Consider the following 15,303-nt stretch of genomic DNA (forward strand, 5'->3'; position numbering starts at 1 on the left):
TCGGTCATTGCCCGACCAGCCGCCAGCGCCCGGTCGAGACGACGTCCACCTTGTCGCCGCGGACCCGGATCGCGGAGTCGTCGTCGAGCAGGTAGAGCGGGAAGTCCACGCTCGCCGCCAGCCGGTCTGCCCATGCCTCGTCGCGGTTGGGGGAAGGACGGGGAGTCGAGGTGCGGCTTGACGTACCAGTCGAACAGCGGGCAGGCCGGTTTGATCCGCTCTTCGCCGAGGAGGTGGAGGTCGGCTAGGTCACCGAGCAGGGCTGAGGTGATACGCGCTCAACGGCATGAGCCACTGTCCCAAACGCGAGCGGGTGGCCAACCAGGCCGCGTACGTCGAGTGGTGCGGACGGCAGGCGGCCAAGCGCACTGCGTCCTCGCTCAACGACGTGGGCGCGGAACACGCGTACCTACTATGCGTGCCGGACTCACCGAAGTAGCGACGACCAGCCGGTACGGCTGAGGATCTCTGTGGCGATCTCGTCTGCGGGCCGGTCGTCCGTGTCCACTCGCAGATCTCCGACCCCGTCCAGGGCGTTGACGGTCCGCGCCGCCTGCTCGGCGATCTCGCGTAGCCGCGCATGCGGTTGCCCGATCAGCTCGTCGCCGGCCAGGCCCCTTGTCGGGGTGAGGCCTCGGCCACGGCGTGCGACCCGGTCGCCCAGCACTTGCCGACTGGCCTGTAGCTGGCACAGCGTGATCGTGGCGGCGGGCAGCGCGGCCGTGTACGCGGCTACATCCTCCGGCCGGTCGAGCGGGCCGACCGTGATCAGACATGCCGCCCCGCTGGCCCGGAATGTCCGCCACGCGGCGGCGAGGCCATGGCCTGCGCGTAGTCGTGTCGAGGGGTGAGGGATCGGCCTGCTTGGCTAAAGCCAGGCTGTGTCGGCTTTCATCCCGTGTCGCACTGACACAGCCCGCGATAGGTCGTGAGGATGTAGGCATGAGTTCGTCGCAGCCCCTCGCCGACCCCGCCGGGTCCGAGCCGGACACGACTTCGGGCGGGCCGGTGAATACTGCTGGCGCGCGGTCCGGCAGCCCATCGCCGCACACCACAGGGTCCGCCCCGGATCACCGCTACCTGCTCGACAACGCCCGCGTGGAGGCGGGCGAGCGGTTCACCTGGCTGGCCGAGCTGTTCGACGGTGTCACACGGGGGCACTTCGACCGGCTCGGAGTGAAGGCGGGCTGGCGCTGCTGGGAAGTCGGCGCTGGAGGCCCCAGCATTCCCGAGGCACTCGCCACGGCCGTCGGACCAACCGGTTACGTGCTGGCCACGGACATCAATCCGGCCTGGTTGGACCCGCACGGCGGGTACGAGGTGCTCCGGCACGACATCGTCGGGGACCCGCCGCCGCAGCCAGGCACGTTCGACCTGGTACACGCCCGGCTCGTGCTCGTCCACGTACCCGACCGCGCCCGGGCGTTGGCGGCGATGGTGGCGGCGCTACGGCCCGGCGGTTGGCTACTGGTCGAGGACGCCGACACCGAGCTGCAGCCGCTGGCCTGCCTCGACGAGTTCGGCCCGGCACAGCAACGCGCCAACCGGCTGCGCCGCGCCGTCCGGGAGCTGATGACCCGCCGCGGCGCCGACCTGCGTTACGGCCGTACGCTGCCACGGGCGTTGCGTGCGGCCGGCCTGGTCGATGTCACGGCGGCCGGCTGCTTCCCGGTCGGCGGGCTAGCCTGCGACCGGCTGGAGGCCGCGACGGTGCGCATGGTCCGCGCCGAGCTGCTCGCCGCAGGGCTGGCCAACGACGCCGAGATCGACGCGCACCTGGCCGCCATCGATGCCGGCGAACTCGACCTCACTCTCGCGCCGCTGATCTCGGCATGGGGACGCCGCCCGGGATAGCCCTTGCAGGCGATCACTTCGGCCGAAGCGCTCCTCTTGGCTGTCCAGGCTCGCTCGCAGCAACGGCCCCAGCCTGCGGTACACCGAAGCGCCGCCGGCACAGCAGGGTAAGGAAGTCCCGCTCAGCAGCCTCCGGCCAGGCGGGCGCGTCGAAGACCGCGGTGGTGGTGACACCGGCGACCTCGACAGCAAAGGCCCGTGTCGTTCCTACCAACCGAGATCGGCAGGAGCGACACGGACGCCCATGACTACACCGTCATCGCCCGCCCGGCTGACGGCCGTGCGAGGGGCACCTGCCACCCTGCTTTGACGGGCCGTCTCTGGAGGTGCATCCAGAACAGCGGGGTCCCGCTTGTCCTCGTCGGTGAGGACGTCCGCCCAGTCGGGCTCGGCAGGCATGTCCTGAATCATCAGCGCATTGGTGGAGACGAGCGCCAGCTACAGCAGGTGGAGCGCCAACCTTAACGCCGTGTTCACCAGCTGATGCTGGCCGCCACCGGCAGGTGGTCACTGCCGGTGGCCGGCAGCACCCACGAGTTCTCCGGCTTCACGCCGCGGACCAGGATCTGGTCGATCCGCACCACCGGGAACTGCGCCGGCCAGCTGAAGCCAAAGCCATCCCCGGCCGCGTCCTGCGCCGAGCGCAGCTGCGAGGTGATGCTGGCGAACGCACGGTCGTCCATGGTGCCGTTCAGGTCGCCAAGCAGCACCACCCGCTCGTTCTTCTCGGCGGCGATGGCCTTGCCGAGCGCCTGGGCGTTTCTATCCCGGTGGGCCGTCCAAAAGCCCGCCCTGGGATTCACCCGTGCGGATCCCAGGTGGGCCACATACACCGCAAGCGGACCCTGGTCCGTAGTCACCGTGGTACGCAGCGCCCGGGTGTAGGCCATCTTGATTTCGACCGGCTTGGTGTCCGCCAGCGGCCCGGCATCCATCTTGATGTCGACCGGCTGAGTGTCCGACAGCGGCAGCTTGCTCCACAACCCGACCGTGCCCTGCACCGTGTGGTTGGGGTACGCCTTCGCCAACTCCTTCTCGTACGTGCCCCTGGCCTGCTCGGTCAGCTCCACCAGGGCCAGTACATCCGCCCCGGAGGCAGCCAGGCTGCGGGCGGTACCGGCCGGGTCGGGGTTGTCGGCGCCGACGTTGTGGCTGGCCACCGTGAGGTCACTGCCCGTGTGGGACTTGTCCGCGAGCAGCCCGCCGAAGAGGTTCAGCCACACCATGACCGGCAGCAGCAGCGCGGCCACCGCGGAGGCGGAGCGGCGCCAGAGCGCCCCGATCAGCAGTACGGGGATGAACAGGCCGAACCACGGCAGGAAGGTCTCCACCAGGCTGCCGAGGTTCCCGATCCGGTTCGGAATCTTCGCGTGCAGCAGCATGAGCAACCCGAGCAGCAACGCCAGCGCCGCGAGCACCAGGCCGCGCTTCCAGGGACCCGGCCGGGAGGCGGCGCGTATCGCCCGGCGGATGCGCGGGCGCCAGGTCCCGGCGCCGGTGTCCCGGCGGCTGGCACCGCCCTGCCCGGTCTCCGCCGTGTCCGCCTGCGTCATCGTCTGTCCTCGCTCACTGTTGCATCATCGGGTCCCGGGTGGGTCGGCATACATACTCGGGCAGCGGCCCTCGTCGATCGCTTCAGGGTGCGGTCCGTGCTGCCAGCCTCCGTTGCGGGAGATCTGGCACAGCCCGTACGCGCGCCGTGCATGGTCAGCCAGTCCGTCGTATCGGACTGCCCGAGTCGACCGTGTCCCCTGACACGCTGCGCCGACCTCATCGGCGACATAGTGCCCGTACCGGCCGGGCATGCCGGGGCCGGGGCGCGTCGGCCGCTCGGACTGCGACCGGCAGCCGGCCGACAGAAGGCCGCGCCGCCGTGGGTGACGGACCCTGCCCTCAGTTACCGGCCGGTGGTCGCTGGGTGGTGCCCCGGCCGACATTACCGTGGTGGTCGCACACCTGCTCCACGATCAGCCGCTGACCGAGCGGCTCCCACGCCAGCACACCCCAGCCGGAGCCCTGCACGCTCTTCGTCGCCGCGGACAGTTGCCCGGCGAACGCGTCGAAGGAGCCGAAGTGCACGTCGAGCGCGGGGGCCAGCTCGCCGTCCGGGGCGGTCGCCGCCGTCCGGGGACAGGTTGCCCCAGAAGATCGAGTGCAGCACGTGCCCGGACAGGTTGAATGCGAACGTCTTCTCCAGACCGACCAGCATGCTGACGTCACCCTTGGCGCGGGCCTCGGCGAGCTGCTCGAGGCCGTCGTTGGCGCCGATGACGTATGCGGCGTGGTGCTTGCTGTGGCGCAGCTCCAGGATCTGCCCGGACATGGCCGGTTCCAGGGCGCCGTAGCCGTAGGGCATGTCAGGCAGGGTGCAGCCCGCCACCGGGACCACCCCGATGATGATGCCATACTCTGGCTGTTGCAAACGTGTTGCAACAAGACGGCGGCTGTCATGGGAGCGGTGATTGATCACATCGGAGACCGATCAGTCGACCCCGGCGATGAGCCCGGCTGCGCCGCACCCTGCGCGCCATCCTCACTGAAGGCCATGCAGCGCCACGTCGAGGATCACGTCGCCAACCAGAACGTCGTGATGTACGGCGGCCGGGTCCGTCGACAACGTGAGCCCGTCCGCGCGGCAGCCGCCGCGCGGCACCGGATCAGCTGACAACTCGGCGCCGCTCGCGACCTGTTCGGCCTGGCCGCCGACCATCAACCCCGCTACGACCGAACGGAGCATCGACATGACCGCCGTCGACCCCTGGCAGAAGCTGCTGTCCTCCTGGGACGACCAGCAGGCCGGCTACCTGCCTCGCCGTGAGGAACGCTTCGCCATGATCACTCGCACCATCGGCGAGGTGATCGGAGACAGCTTCGTCGCTCTCGACCTCGGCTGCGGGCCCGGCTCACTGTCCCAGCGGATTCTTGCCGCTCACCCCGCCGCCACCGCCATCGCCGTCGACAGCGATCCGCTGCTGTTGGAGCTCGGCCAGCATGCCCTGTCCGATTATGCCGACCGGCTTCGCTGGGTCGACGCCGACCTGCGCGATCCGCGCTGGCACGAGAGCCTGGGCGTCGACGGCGTGGACGTCGTCGTCTCGACAACCGCCCTGCACTGGCTGGAACCGGGCGTTCTGTTCGAGGTCTACCGTCGTGCGGCGCGTTTGCTGCGCCCCGGGGGGATCTTGCTCAACGGCGACAACATGCCGTACGACGCCGGGCAGGCCACCCATGAACGGCTCGCCGAGTCGGCGAACGAGCGGGCCGCCAAGCAGGCGTTCGCCGTCGCCGGGGTGCCCGACTGGGAGCGATGGTGGGCCGACGCCACCAGCAACGAACTACTCGCCGCCGCCGCCGGGAAACGGACAGCCCGGCGTGAGCGAGCCGACCAGCAGTACGGGCCCCGCGACGGTGACCTGCTCACCTCACTCTCCACCCATGTCACCGCCCTGACCGAGGCCGGATTCCGAGAGATCGGCACGATCTGGCAGAACTTCGACGACCGGATCCTGCTCGCCGTCCGATGAGCCGGACCGGGCGGGAGGCTCTGCCGGAGCGACGGAAGGTCACGGGCTCGGCGGGGTGAACAACACCTCACCCCGCTTCCACTGTGTTGATCTTGCTGTTAGCTTTTGCCAAGACTTTGCAAGAGCCAACAAGTTGCAGATGGAGGGGGGTACGGTGACAGCCAGCGCCCGGCCGAAGGGTCACCAGGATCTGCTCGGCATCGCGGCGCAGCGCCGCCGCACCGGGATCTGGCTGCTCGTGCTGGCGGTCGGGCTGGTCCTGACCGGGGTGGCCGCGGTCGGGACCGGAGCGATCGGGATCCCCCCGATGACCGTGACCTCGATCATCGGGCACCACCTCGGCCTGCCCGTCGAGGTGAACTGGACGCCCCCACAGGAGGCCATCGTCTGGCAGGTCCGACTGCCCCGAGTGCTGCTCGGCATGCTCGTCGGCGCCGGGCTGGCGGTGTGTGGGGTAGCGCTGCAGGCCATGGTGCGTAACGTGCTGGCCGACCCATACCTGCTGGGCATCAACTCCGGAGCCTCCAGCGGAGCCGCCGCGGCGATCCTGTTCGGCGCCGGGGCCGGCTTCGGGCAGTACGCCCTGTCCGGCAGCGCCTTCGGCGGCGCGCTCGCGGCGTCGCTGCTGGTCTTCCTGATCGCGCGCAGCGGAGGCCGGGTGACGTCGATCCGGTTGCTCCTGTCCGGAGTCGCCGTCGGCTACGCGCTCTACGCCACCACCAGTTTCCTGATCTTCGCATCGGGATCCGCCGAAGGCGGCCGATCGGTGATGTTCTGGCTCCTCGGATCCCTGGGGCTGGCCCGGTGGAACGCCCTGCTGGCGGTGACGGCGATTGTGGCGGGCTGCATGATCGTCTACCTGACCATCGTCGGACGGCGCCTCGACGTCCTGGCCATCGGTGACGAGACCGCGCAGACGCTGGGCGTGTCACCTGACCGGTTCCGGCTACGCCTGCTCGCGATCGTCTCGCTCAGCGTCGGCGTGCTGGTCTCCGCAGCCGGCAGCATCGGATTCGTCGGCCTCGTCATCCCCCACCTGGCCCGACGCATCGTCGGAGCGCCGCACGTACGCGTGGTGCCGGCCGCCGCGTTGCTCGGGGCCATTCTCCTGGTCTGGGCCGATGTGCTCGCCCGGGTCCTACTGGCCCCGCAGGAGATCCCGATCGGCATCATCACCGCCCTGCTCGGCGCGCCCTTCCTGCTGTTCCTGATCCGTCGTCTGCACTCCACCGGCGCGTGAGGCGCCCGATCCGCCAGGAAAGAGAGGCATGAAGTCACTTCGTCTCGCCGTCACCGCGGCGATCTCCTCGACAGTTCTGCTCACCACGGCCTGTGGCGGCGGCCCCGACGCCGGATCGGCCGCGACCGGCCAGGGTTACCCGGTCACTGTCACCAACTGCGGGACGGAGGTGACGTTCGACGCCGCCCCGAAGCGGGTCGTCCTGCTCAAGAGTGCGGCCGTGCCGTACCTGCACGCGATCGGCGTCATGGACCGGGTCACCGCTCGCGCCGGCCAATATCCGATGGAGTACTACGACGAGGCGACCCGCGCCGAACTGGACCGGATCCCGCTGCTGACCGACAAGACCGACACCAGCGGCCACCTGCAGATCTCCAAGGAAGTCGTGATCAGCCATCAGCCGGATCTGGTGCTCGGCCAGGTGGACAATCTCTCCCGCGACACGTTGTCGGCGGTGGACATCCCCCTGTTGGAGGAGCCTGCCATGTGCCCCGGCAGCACGGCCGCGGCAACCTTCGACGACATCTACGCCCAGCTCCAGACGTACGGCAAGGTGTTCGGCCGTACGGCCGAGGCCACGACCGCGGTCACCGCGCTTAAGGAGCGGATGACGAAGATCCAGGCCGAGGCGGACCCGTCGTCCGGACGCACGGCGGCGGTGCTGTACCCGACGGTCGGCGGGGGCACCACGTACGCCTACGGAACGGCCAGCATGGCCCACCCGCAGTTGGCGGCCGCGGGCTTCCGCAACGTCTTCGGCGACGTGCAGAAGCGGGTCTTCGAGGTCACCGTGGAGGAACTGCTCGGCCGCGATCCCGACGTGCTGATCCTGCTGTACACCGACGGGGATCCGAAGGCAGTCGAGCAGGGCCTGACCGGGCTGCCCGGTGCCGAGAAACTCAAGGCCGTCGGCAACGGCGACATCATGACCCAGCTGTTCAACTTCACCGAGCCGCCCACCCCGCTGTCGATCGACGGCCTGGAGCGGATCGTGCAGCGGTTCAAGGGCAGCGCGTGATCCAGGCAACCGCCATCTCCTGGCACTACGGCGCGAACCCCGTGATCGACGGGGTCAGCGTCACCGCACGACCCGGTCGGGTGCTCGGGCTGATCGGCCCGAACGGCAGCGGCAAGACCACGCTGCTGCGGCTGCTCTACGGCGCGTTGCACAGCGGCACCGGCCAGGTCCTGGTCGACGGCGACGAACTGTCCACCCTGTCGTCGGGGGAAGCCGCGCGACGGCTCGCTGTGGTGGTGCAGGAAACCGGCGGCGAGACCGCTCTGACTGTGGCGGAACTGGTGCTCCTGGGCCGAACGCCACACCTGTCAGCATTCCAACGCATTAGTCCGGCCGACCAGGAGATCGCCGCCCGGTGCCTGGCACGGGTCGGCGCCGCGCACCTGGCCATGCGGGGGTTCGCGAAACTCTCCGGCGGGGAACGTCAGCGGGTGCTGATCGCCCGCGCCCTCGCCCAACAGGCCACCCACCTGCTACTCGACGAGCCCACCAACCACCTGGACATCCGCTACCAACACGAGATCCTCCACCTGGTACGCAACCTGGACACCTGCTCCGTCGTCGTGCTGCACGACCTCAACCTCGCCGCCCGATACTGCGACGACCTGGTGCTGCTCGGCTCAGGCGGAGTCGCCGCCGCCGGCACCACCGACGAGGTGCTGGACCCGGCGCTCCTCGAGCCTGTCTACGGCATCGGCATCCGACGCCTGGAACTCGACAACGCCATCCACCTCCTGTTCCACCCGCACGGCCGAACCATCGACAATAGGACTGCCGCATGACTGCGCAAGACCGCATCAACGCATACTGGACCGACCGCGCCCCGAGCTACGACGAGTACGTCCAGCGCCCCGACCGCCTCGCCGCCAACCAGCGGGCATGGTCCGCGATCTGGGCCGAGGCCCTGCCTGCGGCGCCGCTGGACGTGCTCGACGTCGGCACCGGCACCGGGCAGGCCGCCATGATCCTGGCCGGTCTCGGGCACCGGGTCACCGGGATCGACCTCTCCGAAGGCATGCTGGCCCAGGCCCGCCGGCACGCCGCGGCCATGGCCAACGGTCCGGTGATCCAGCACGGCGACGCCGTGCATCCGGGCTTCCCGGCCGCCAGCTTCGACGCGGTGGTCAGTCGCTACGTGATGTGGACCCTGCGCGAACCGGAGACCGCGGTGGCGAACTGGGTCCGCCTGCTGCGCCCCGGCGGCACGATCGCAGTCGTCGACAGCACCTGGTTCCCCCACGGCCTCGACAACGCCACGGAGAACTTCGCCGACCACTACAACAGCCACGTGCAGGCGATGTTGCCGCTGGCCACCGCGACATCCATCGACCAGACCGCAGCGGTCCTGGAACAGGCGGGTCTGGCGGAAGTCACGGTCACGCCGCTGGCATCGATCTTCGAGCTGGACCGACAGTTCGGCGCGGCACCGAACCACGATCACCAGATGCAGTACCTGGTCACCGGCCGGATCTGAACCCGTCCCGAGCTTTCCCCGGACCCAGTCGCCTTCGGCGACACCCGAGCGTGACGATGAAGGCCCGCAAGCGTGGTGGCCCTCGGGCTCGTCGAGCAGCAGCATGGCCGGGCCGACGGCAAGCCTACGGAGAAACCCGGCCACCGCGCCGGTCCTCGCCTACGCCTTGATCGTTCACCGATCGAAGACCAGCAAGCACGAACATCGCCTCGACCAATTTTTAGCGGAGATCCGAGGCCAACTCCCCTCCCTCCATTTTCAGCAATTCCGCCAACTTATTTGCTACGCGCTCCTCATCCGGCTCCCGGGACGCCGTACAAGGCGAAGGCCCAGCTTGCTCGCACGCTGAGCCATCGTCAATCGGACCTGCTGGCCCTTCGCGCGGGAAACCGAAAGCTTTACGGGCAACCGAGATGGCCTTCAACCAAACGTTTCGCCGCGCCTTCCCGCCGCCCGGGGCGGGACCGGAGAATTGCCGAGCGGAATTGGCGCCCGGCGGTGCCGGTAGAGGAGCGGTCGAGCCTCGGTCGCGGCGGTCCACAATGATTGCCAGACGGTCGTTGCCGGCCACCGGCCGGGCCGGCAAGGATTCGCGCCATGGCGACCGGGCGCGGGGCGGACGGGCAGCCGGGCTCACCGGCCGCCCGAGGCTCCCGCCCGCCCCAGGACCAGGCTCACGTTGTGCCCCCCGAAGCCGAACGAGTTGGTGAGCACCGCGTCGACCCGCTCGACGCGTGCCTGCTTGACCACGTGGTCCAGGGCGCAGGCGGGGTCGGGATCGTCCAGGTTGCGGGTCGGCGGGAGCATGCCTCGGCCGAGCGCGGCGGCGCACACCGCGACCTCCACCGCGCCGGAGGCGCCGAGCATGTGCCCGGTCACCCCCTTGATAGAGCTGACCGGCGGGCCCTCGGGCCGGCCCGCGGCGCCGAACACCCGGCGGATCGCGGCCGCCTCGGCGGCGTCGCCCAGCTTCGTGCCGGTGCCGTGCGCGTTGACGTAGCCTACGTCGGCCGGGCCGAGGCCGGCGCCGGCCAGCGCCCGGCGCATGCTCTGCGCCGGGCCCTCGCCGTCCGGCCGGGGCGTGGTGGGGTGGTGCGCGTCGGTGCCAACGCCCCAGCCCAGCACCTCGGCGTGGCCGGCCGCGCCGCGCGCCGCGGCCAGCTCCGGGCGCTCGACGACCAGCACGGCCGCGCCCTCGCTGAGCACGAAGCCGTTGCGGCGCCGGTCGAACGGGCGGCTGGCCTCGGCCGGGTCAGCCCAGCCCTGGGCGAGGGCGCGGGCGTTGCCGAACGCCTCGGCGAACACGTCGAACAGCAGCGCCTCGGCGCAGCCGCAGACCACCGCGTCCGCCTCGCCGGCGCGCAGCAGCCGCAGCGCCTCGGCGACGGCCTGGGCGCCGGACGCGCAGGCGGTCGCGATCGAGGAGCTGTAGCCGCGGATGCCGTGCGCGATCGCCACCCGGGCCGCGGCCATGTTCGGCAACACGCCGGGCAGCAGGTACGGGCTGACCGCGAGGCGGCCCTTGTCGGCCCGGCGCAGCACCTGGCCGGCGAACGTGGCCAGACCGCCGGTGCCGGAGATGACGCAGGCCACCCGCTCTGGGTCGACGTCCTCGCCGACGCGCAGGCCCGCGTCGGCGACCGCGTCGGCCGCCGCGCGCAGGGACATCAGGACGTGCCGGTCCACCGTGCGCCATTCGGGCCCGGGCACCAGTCCGTCCGGGTGGATCTCCGGCGCGATGCCGGCCACTTCCAGCACCCCGTTGACCGGGTGCCCCTCCGGCGGCCGGCGCAGCCCGGACCGCCCGTCGCAGACCGCGTCGAAGACCTCGTCGAGTGTGCTGCCCACCGCGGTGACCAGGCCGATGCCCGTGATGACCCCGTTCATGTCGCGCACCATAACCACGGCATACCAGACGCCCAAGGAGTGACTGCGTGTCCACAAGCGATCCTCAAGCCCACCTGCGAGCCCGTCTAGCCGCCGATTCCGAGCTGGGTGCCGGCAACGTCCTGGTGAAGCTGCGCGAGCACGGCGCCGACCCGGACGGCCCCGGCATCACGTTCGACGTGCCGGTCGACGGCCGTCCGGCGTGGACGGCGCTGACCCTCGGCGAGTTGACCGAGCGGGTCGCCGCCCGCGCCGCCTGGCTGCACGAGCGCGGGATCGGCCCGCGCGACGTGGTCGCCGTGTACGCCGCCTCCGCCGCCGACGTGTTGCTCAACTTCGCGGCGCTGACCTGGCTGGGCGCGATACCGGCGCTGATGAACCTGAACATGCCCGGCGAAGTGGCGGTGCAGTTCATCCAGCGGCTGCGCGCCACCGCGGTGCTCGCCGACGCGGAGCGGCTGCCCCTGCTGGCGGGCCGCGACCTGGGCGGCGCCACCCTGCTGCCGGAGATCGGCCAAACGGGTACCGGCGAGGCGGCCAAGGCGCCGGCGCACTACCGCCACCACGGCAGCGACCCGATCGCGATCACCCACTCCTCCGGGACGACCCGCGTTCCGGCGGCCGTGGTGCACTCGCACGACAGCCTGTTCGCCGCGATCCGCCGTGTCCGGCTCACCGAGGCACGGCCGTACGGACAGACCCGCGAGCTGTCCCTGCTGCCCGCCGCGCACACCGCCGGCATCATCACCCTTAACCAGGCCCTCTGTAACCGTTATGAGCTGGCGTTCCTGTCGAACCAGGGCGGCCCGATCGGGCGCAGCGGCGAAGCCGTGCTGGACGCGATTGAGCGGTGGCGCCCGACCGGCGTCTTCGGCTTCGCCGTGACCTGGGCCGAGCTGGCCCGCCACGACCTGGCCACGCGCGACCTGCGCTCGGTGCGCAACTGGTTCAACACCGGCGACTGCGCGCACGAGGCGCACATCCGGCGACTGGTCGCGGTCGGCAGCCACCCCGAGCGGCGGGACGGCGTCGTGGTGGAGGTGCCGGGCTCGAAGTTCATCGACGGCATCGGGTCGACTGAGATGGGCCACTCCGCCTTTCAGATCACGCACCGGCTCGGCAGCGACCGGTACGGCCGCTGCGTCGGCAAGCCGTACCCGTTCGCCGACGTGGCCCTGCTCGACCTGGAGACCGGCGAGCCGGTGCCGGACGGCACCGTGGGCCACGTCGCGCTTAAGTCGCCGACGCTGGCCCTGGGCTACTGGAACGACTCGGTGACCACGTTCCGGACCCGGTTCGCCGGCTACTACCTGACCGGCGACCTCATGTACAAGGACGCCGAGGGCTACTACTACCACGTGGACCGCGCGGTGGACGCGGTCGACCTGGGCGGCGGGGACCGGCTGTACACCGCGCTGTCCGAGGAGCGGATCCTGGCCCGCTGCCCGGACGTGCGCGACTGCACGGTGGTGGCCGGCCCGCAAGACGGGCGGGTGGTCACCGACGTGCTGCTGATGCTGGAGGCTGGCGCCGATCCGGGCGCGGACCGCGGCCCGGCGATCCGGGAGGCGCTCGGCGCACCCGCGGCCGCGACGCTGCGGCACATCACGGTCGCCGACGAACGGGACATCGTCTTCGGGCCGACGGGCAAGGTGCGCAAGTTCCTCATGCGCCAGCGTCACCTGGCCAAGGCCGGCGCCTGAGGAGGGGGATGTGACGGGGTGGGGGGACGTGTGAAAGCTCTGGGACGGCTAACGCGCACGGGCGCGCTGGAGGACGAGGTGGTCGAGCAGTTGGGTCAGCCCGTCGTCCCGCGGCGCCACCTCCAGCGCCGGATCGTCCGCGAGGATCGCCTGCTGGAGCAGGTGCAGCCGCTTCGACGGCTCCAGCCCCAGTTCCTCCACCATCGACGCGCGCAGCCGGTGGAAGACCGACAGGGCCTCGCGCCGCTGGCCGCTGCGGTGCAGCGCGACCATCAGCTGCGCGCACAGGTTCTCGTTCAGCCCGTGCTCGGCGATCAGCATGGTGAGCTCGGCCAGCACGTCCTGGTGGTGGCCGAGCCGCATACGCGCCTCGATGCACTGCTCGATGGTGTTGAGCCGGACCTGCTCCAGGGCCTTGAGCCGGGGCTCGGCCACGGCACCGGCGCGTACGTCGGCCAGCGCCGGGCCGCGCCAGAGTGAGCAGGCGCGCACCAGCAGCGCCGCCGCGTCAACGTTCTCGCCGGCCGCCAGGGCGCGCCGGCCGGCCGAGGCTAGCTGCTCGAACAGGCGCAGGTCGAACTCGTCGGAGCCGACCCGCAGCACGTAGCCGCCGGGGACGGTGACCAGCACCCGCTTGGCCACCTCGGTGACCGAGATGCCGAGCAGGCCGGCGAAGCACTTGCGGATCTGGAGCACGTAGGTCTGGAGCGTTGTCAGCGCGCTGACCGGCGGGGACGCGCCCCACAGATCCTGGATCAGCGCGGAGACCTGCACGGTCTGGTCCGCGTTGAGTAACAACAGGCCCAGCACGCTGCGGGGCTTCGGGGCGGTCGGTGTGGCGACGTGACCGGCGTGGGCGAGCACGAGCGGTCCCAGAATCTGGATTTCCATTGCCTCTCCCCCAGAGAGCGATCTGCTTTCTTCTCGACGTGCTGCTGTGGGGACCCGAATGAAAGCGACAGCCTTACCTATCGCCATGGATGGACGCCACTTCCACGAGGCACTCACGTCTTTCTGCGCCGTGGGTGCACGAGGTTCGGCTGAGAGGATAGCCGGTTTTTGGACCACCGTCGCAGATTACTCAAGCCATCTTCAAGGACCGACGGAAACACTGAGGTCAGGCCGCCTGACGAAGCCGAAAATGAGAGACCGGACGCATAACTAGACGCGAATCGGCACAATTGAAAACCTTCACTCATAAGACGGGTGTCAATTGCCCTGAAGGGCATTGACTGCCTGTTCCCCAGGGCAAACGAGATCAGGACCGGCGCCGTCGCAGCCCGGCGGCGCCGGTCCGCCACAGGATGTCCGGGCGGCGCAGTCGCCCCGGCCCGGCCGTCAGGTTGACGACCTCCAGGAACGCCCGGTGCACCACCTCGTCGGTCACGGTCGCGTTCTGGACCGCCTCGGCCAAGCCACGACGCAGCCGCCAGCCGAACGGCCTGGGAGCGGTCACGTGCGGCAGGTAACAATCCTGCGCGGCGGAAAAGCCCCAGGCGTCGTCCACCACCGCACGCACCCGCCGGAAGTACGCGTGCGCCGGCCCGTCCACCGCGCCGGGCTCGGCCAGCCACTCGGCCAGCGCGACCGCCTGCATGGCCGCCACGGAGATGCCCTGCCCGTAGGTCGGGTTGAACGAGGCGACCGCATCGCCGATCACTACCAGGCCCGCCGGGAACCGGTCCAGCCGGTCGAACTCTCGGCGGACGCTGTCCGGGAAGCGGTGCACGTACACCTCGCTGGCCGGCTCGCACGCGTCCGGCAGCAACTGGAGCGGGGTGGCCGGGTTCGACCGGCAGCGGGCCAGGAACCCGCCCAGGTCGCGGCCCGGTCGCCGGTCGCCGTAGCCGCTGACCAGCGTCAGCCAGCGATTCCCCTCCACGGGCGTCATCGAGCTGGGCCCGGTCAGCGCCTTGCTCGGCGTGTAGACCGAGTACACCGCCACGTGACCGGCCAGCCGCTGGCCGGGCTCCCGGTGGAACAGGCATGTGGCGTAGCCGAGGTCCAGGGCCATCCGGCGCTTGTCCGGCGCGGGGTACCCGAGCCGGCCGAGCCAGTCGGCCAGCCGGCTGGATCGCCCGGTGGCGTCCACCACCAGCTCCGCGCCGTGCCGCTGGGCGTCGGTGACGCCCGGCGGGCGGACCAGCGCGCCGTCCACCCGGTCAGCGGTGGCGGTGAGCCCGACGGCGGTGCCCTTCACCAGGGCCACGTTCGGTAGCGCGAGGACCCGCCGGCGGATGTGCCACTCCAGGAACGGGCGGGACACGCTGACCACGCTGCCGCCCCGCACGGGGACCTTGGCCCGGCCGTTGAGAAACCACTGCGCGCCGCCGGGGCCGCTGTTGATCAGCTGGCCGCCCTCGCGCACCATCTGCCGGACGACGCCGGGCAGCAGCCGGTCGATGACCGTCCGGCCTCTGCCGAGCAGGTTGTGCGCCTGGCTGCCGTGCGGCGCGCCGCGGCGGATCACCGGCGCGTCCTCCAGCAGGTCCGGCTCGACGATCCACACCTGGTCGGCGTGGTCGGCCAGGACCCGGGCCGCGATCATGCCGGCGACACTGCCGCCGAGGACGAGGGCGGTCTCCATCAGCGGTCGGCGGCCT

16 protein-coding genes and 1 pseudogene are annotated in these 15,303 nt (G+C 70.8%); 8 read left to right on the forward strand and 9 right to left on the reverse strand.

Annotation, left to right across the window (positions count from 1 at the left end; all coding sequences use genetic code 11):
• Window positions 1–4 precede the first annotated feature (4 nt).
• Entirely contained in the window at window positions 5–109 is a 105-nt protein-coding gene (locus GA0070604_RS33685) for a peptidase E (RefSeq protein WP_244162020.1), read from the reverse strand.
• 177 nt (window positions 110–286) lie between these two features.
• Between GA0070604_RS33685 and GA0070604_RS32610 the strand changes: the two genes are divergently transcribed.
• Entirely contained in the window at window positions 287–439 is a 153-nt protein-coding gene (locus GA0070604_RS32610) for a hypothetical protein (RefSeq protein WP_167363533.1), read from the forward strand.
• On the opposite strand, the gene GA0070604_RS20290 is transcribed toward GA0070604_RS32610, so the two are convergent.
• Window positions 428–667, reverse strand: coding sequence for a hypothetical protein (locus GA0070604_RS20290; protein WP_091120735.1), 240 nt, complete (start codon window positions 665–667; stop codon window positions 428–430). The genes GA0070604_RS32610 and GA0070604_RS20290 overlap by 12 nt on opposite strands.
• A 275-nt stretch (window positions 668–942) precedes the next feature.
• Here GA0070604_RS20290 and GA0070604_RS20295 point away from each other — a divergent pair, with 275 nt between their 5' ends.
• On the forward strand, window positions 943–1,854 hold the full coding sequence (locus tag GA0070604_RS20295) for a methyltransferase domain-containing protein (RefSeq protein WP_244162021.1): 912 nt from the start codon (window positions 943–945) through the stop codon (window positions 1,852–1,854).
• A 473-nt stretch (window positions 1,855–2,327) separates the two neighbouring features.
• On the opposite strand, the gene GA0070604_RS20305 is transcribed toward GA0070604_RS20295, so the two are convergent.
• The 4 genes and pseudogenes from GA0070604_RS20305 to GA0070604_RS20315 all read right to left on the reverse strand — a co-directional run bounded on the left by GA0070604_RS20305 (window position 2,328) and on the right by GA0070604_RS20315 (window position 4,597).
• On the reverse strand, window positions 2,328–3,407 hold the full coding sequence (locus GA0070604_RS20305; protein WP_091120746.1) for an endonuclease/exonuclease/phosphatase family protein: 1,080 nt from the start codon (window positions 3,405–3,407) through the stop codon (window positions 2,328–2,330).
• A gap of 340 nt (window positions 3,408–3,747) precedes the next feature.
• A complete protein-coding gene (locus GA0070604_RS33690; protein ID WP_244162022.1) occupies window positions 3,748–3,933 on the reverse strand; it encodes a Fe-Mn family superoxide dismutase in 186 nt (61 codons plus the stop codon).
• Between the two features lie 109 nt (window positions 3,934–4,042).
• Window positions 4,043–4,210 (reverse strand): annotated as a pseudogene (locus GA0070604_RS33695) (superoxide dismutase); the annotation flags it as partial.
• A 177-nt stretch (window positions 4,211–4,387) separates the two neighbouring features.
• Window positions 4,388–4,597: a hypothetical protein gene (locus GA0070604_RS20315; protein WP_091120749.1), complete on the reverse strand. Its 210-nt coding sequence runs from the start codon at window positions 4,595–4,597 to the stop codon at window positions 4,388–4,390.
• Here GA0070604_RS20315 and GA0070604_RS20320 point away from each other — a divergent pair.
• The 5 genes from GA0070604_RS20320 to GA0070604_RS20340 all read left to right on the forward strand — a co-directional run bounded on the left by GA0070604_RS20320 (window position 4,596) and on the right by GA0070604_RS20340 (window position 9,110).
• Window positions 4,596–5,378 carry a class I SAM-dependent methyltransferase gene (locus GA0070604_RS20320; RefSeq protein WP_091120752.1) on the forward strand — a complete coding sequence of 261 codons (783 nt, stop codon included), beginning with the start codon at window positions 4,596–4,598 and terminating at the stop codon, window positions 5,376–5,378. The two genes, GA0070604_RS20315 and GA0070604_RS20320, sit on opposite strands and share 2 nt — an antisense overlap.
• Window positions 5,379–5,532: 154 nt before the next feature.
• Window positions 5,533–6,618: a FecCD family ABC transporter permease gene (locus GA0070604_RS20325; protein WP_244162023.1), complete on the forward strand. Its 1,086-nt coding sequence runs from the start codon at window positions 5,533–5,535 to the stop codon at window positions 6,616–6,618.
• A 28-nt stretch (window positions 6,619–6,646) separates the two neighbouring features.
• Window positions 6,647–7,636 (forward strand): ABC transporter substrate-binding protein, encoded by a 990-nt coding sequence (locus tag GA0070604_RS20330; RefSeq protein WP_091120754.1) that lies wholly within the window; start codon window positions 6,647–6,649, stop codon window positions 7,634–7,636.
• Window positions 7,633–8,418 (forward strand): ABC transporter ATP-binding protein, encoded by a 786-nt coding sequence (locus GA0070604_RS20335; RefSeq protein ID WP_091120757.1) that lies wholly within the window; start codon window positions 7,633–7,635, stop codon window positions 8,416–8,418. The genes GA0070604_RS20330 and GA0070604_RS20335 overlap by 4 nt, the downstream gene beginning before the upstream one ends.
• Window positions 8,415–9,110, forward strand: a complete 696-nt coding sequence (locus GA0070604_RS20340; protein ID WP_091120760.1) for a class I SAM-dependent methyltransferase — start codon at window positions 8,415–8,417, stop codon at window positions 9,108–9,110. Before GA0070604_RS20335 ends, GA0070604_RS20340 begins: the two co-directional genes overlap by 4 nt.
• Before the next feature lie 633 nt (window positions 9,111–9,743).
• On the opposite strand, the gene GA0070604_RS20345 is transcribed toward GA0070604_RS20340, so the two are convergent.
• Window positions 9,744–10,997, reverse strand: coding sequence for a beta-ketoacyl-[acyl-carrier-protein] synthase family protein (locus GA0070604_RS20345; RefSeq protein ID WP_091127292.1), 1,254 nt, complete (start codon window positions 10,995–10,997; stop codon window positions 9,744–9,746).
• A gap of 47 nt (window positions 10,998–11,044) precedes the next feature.
• On the opposite strand from GA0070604_RS20345, the gene GA0070604_RS20350 reads away from it, so the two are divergent.
• A complete protein-coding gene (locus tag GA0070604_RS20350) occupies window positions 11,045–12,700 on the forward strand; it encodes a class I adenylate-forming enzyme family protein (protein ID WP_091120763.1) in 1,656 nt (551 codons plus the stop codon).
• Between the two features lie 48 nt (window positions 12,701–12,748).
• On the opposite strand, the gene GA0070604_RS20355 is transcribed toward GA0070604_RS20350, so the two are convergent.
• The gene (locus tag GA0070604_RS20355; protein WP_091120766.1) at window positions 12,749–13,591 is read right to left on the reverse strand and encodes an AfsR/SARP family transcriptional regulator; all 843 of its coding nucleotides are present in this window, start codon (window positions 13,589–13,591) and stop codon (window positions 12,749–12,751) included.
• Window positions 13,592–13,958: 367 nt separating this feature from the next.
• On the reverse strand, window positions 13,959–15,287 hold the full coding sequence (locus GA0070604_RS20360; RefSeq protein ID WP_091120769.1) for an FAD-dependent oxidoreductase: 1,329 nt from the start codon (window positions 15,285–15,287) through the stop codon (window positions 13,959–13,961).
• Between the last annotated feature and the right edge of the window lie 16 nt (window positions 15,288–15,303).

This window comes from Micromonospora eburnea, assembly GCF_900090225.1.
GTDB classification, from domain to species: domain Bacteria; phylum Actinomycetota; class Actinomycetes; order Mycobacteriales; family Micromonosporaceae; genus Micromonospora; species Micromonospora eburnea.

What these genes read in the sequence shown, in the direction of transcription:
- GA0070604_RS32610 (WP_167363533.1), top strand. Translation starts at nt 287, where the DNA reads ATGAGCCACTGTCCCAAACGCGAGCGGGTGGCCAACCAGGCCGCGTAC.
- GA0070604_RS20295 (WP_244162021.1), top strand. Translation starts at nt 943, where the DNA reads ATGAGTTCGTCGCAGCCCCTCGCCGACCCCGCCGGGTCCGAGCCGGAC.
- GA0070604_RS20305 (WP_091120746.1), bottom strand. Translation starts at nt 3,407, where the DNA reads ATGACGCAGGCGGACACGGCGGAGACCGGGCAGGGCGGTGCCAGCCGC.
- GA0070604_RS20320 (WP_091120752.1), top strand. Translation starts at nt 4,596, where the DNA reads ATGACCGCCGTCGACCCCTGGCAGAAGCTGCTGTCCTCCTGGGACGAC.
- GA0070604_RS20315 (WP_091120749.1), bottom strand. Translation starts at nt 4,597, where the DNA reads ATGTCGATGCTCCGTTCGGTCGTAGCGGGGTTGATGGTCGGCGGCCAG.
- GA0070604_RS20330 (WP_091120754.1), top strand. Translation starts at nt 6,647, where the DNA reads ATGAAGTCACTTCGTCTCGCCGTCACCGCGGCGATCTCCTCGACAGTT.
- GA0070604_RS20340 (WP_091120760.1), top strand. Translation starts at nt 8,415, where the DNA reads ATGACTGCGCAAGACCGCATCAACGCATACTGGACCGACCGCGCCCCG.
- GA0070604_RS20345 (WP_091127292.1), bottom strand. Translation starts at nt 10,997, where the DNA reads ATGAACGGGGTCATCACGGGCATCGGCCTGGTCACCGCGGTGGGCAGC.
- GA0070604_RS20355 (WP_091120766.1), bottom strand. Translation starts at nt 13,591, where the DNA reads ATGGAAATCCAGATTCTGGGACCGCTCGTGCTCGCCCACGCCGGTCAC.
- GA0070604_RS20360 (WP_091120769.1), bottom strand. Translation starts at nt 15,287, where the DNA reads ATGGAGACCGCCCTCGTCCTCGGCGGCAGTGTCGCCGGCATGATCGCG.